This window comes from Rhodococcus sp. P4_E4 (assembly GCF_056401575.1).
Window position 1 is genome coordinate 1 of record NZ_JBFUJB010000056.1, and the last position, 1,614, is coordinate 1,614.

At 62.0% G+C, this 1,614-nt stretch carries 1 protein-coding gene; it reads left to right on the top strand.

The window, feature by feature from the left end; genetic code table 11:
- On the top strand, positions 1-1,614 hold a 1,614-nt coding region (locus AC1DVN_RS30850), incomplete at both ends, for a condensation domain-containing protein (protein ID WP_477994823.1).

Consider the following 1,614-nt stretch of genomic DNA (forward strand, 5'->3'; position numbering starts at 1 on the left):
CGGGAGTTGTTCGAGGCGTCGACCGTTGAAGGGCTTGCTGCCCGACTCGGTTCTCATGTTGGTGGTGGTTCGCGTGCGGCGTTGACTGCGCAGGTGCGTCCGGCGCAGGTGCCGTTGTCGTTTGCGCAGCAGCGCATGTGGTTCCTCAATCGATTCGACACGGCATCGGCTGTCAACAATGTCCCTGTTGCCGTTCGGCTCACGGGTGCGCTCGATCTGGCCGCCCTGAATTCGGCAGTTCACGATGTTATCGGTCGCCACGAGGTTCTGCGCACGGTCTACCCCGAGGTCGACGGAATCGGCTACCAGAAGATCCTCTCGGCTGGAGATGTCTCGATCGATCTCGGTGCAGAACGCGTCACCGACGACCGAATCCAGGCGGAGCTGTATTCGTTCTTCGCCCAGGGCTTCGATGTCACCGTCGAGGTTCCGTTGCGCGCCAAGCTGTTCCAGGTCGCCGATGATGACTTCGTGTTGTCGTTCGTGGTGCATCACATCTCGACCGACGGCTTCTCGATGAGCCCGTTGACCCGGGACGTGATGACCGCGTACTTCGCCCGCTCACAGGGTCAAGCCCCGGTGTGGACGCCGTTGCCGGTGCAGTATGCCGACTACGCACTGTGGCAGCGTGAGGTTCTCGGGTTCGAGGACGATCCGCAGTCAATCATCGCGCAGCAGATCAACTACTGGTCCGATGCCCTGGCCGACCTGCCCGAGCAGCTGGACCTTCCCAGTGATCGCACCCGCCCCGAGATCGCAACGGGACAAGGAGCGAACCACACCTTCACCATCGACCCGCAACTGTGGGCCGATGTGGAAGCAACAGGTCAGGCGGCGGGCGCAACGCCGTTCATGGTCGTCCACTCTGCGCTGGCCGTGCTGCTGGCACGGTTGTCCGCGACAACCGACATCGCAATCGGCGCTCCTGTCGCCGGTCGCGGTGAAGCGCAGCTCGACGATCTGATCGGCATGTTCGTCAACACTTTGGTGCTGCGCACCGAGGTTGATCCGTCGATGTCGTTCACGGATCTGTTGGCTTCTGCGCGTGAAGTGGATCTGCAGGCGTTTGCCCACGCTGACGTTCCGTTCGAGCGGATCGTCGAAGCGCTCGATCCGGTGCGTTCGCAGGCACACCACCCGCTGTTCCAGGTGGCATTGACCTTCCAGAACCTTGGCCAGAGTGCTCTCGAACTGCCCGGACTCACCGCCGCTGCTGTGGAATTCGACGCAGCACTGGCCAAGTTCGATCTGCAATTCACTCTTGAAGACGCCGCTGACGCCGGTATGTCCGGCACTCTGACCTACGCGACGGATCTGTTCGACGCGTCGACAGCGGCCGAGTTCGCTGATCGCTTCGTGTCCGTCCTCCGTGGCGTTGTCGCGAATCCGACTGCTGCCGTTGGCGACGTGGATGTTCTGACCGCCGGTGAGTTGGATCGCGTTCTGTCATGGAGCGACACGGGTGTCGATCGTGGTGTGGATTCGACGTTGTCGGCGTGGTTCGATGATGCTGCTGCGCGGTTTGGTGATCGGACCGCGGTGCGGTTCGGTGGCGAGTCGTTGTCTTATGGTGAGTTGTCGGTTCGGGCGAATCGGTTGGCGCGCAGGTTGATT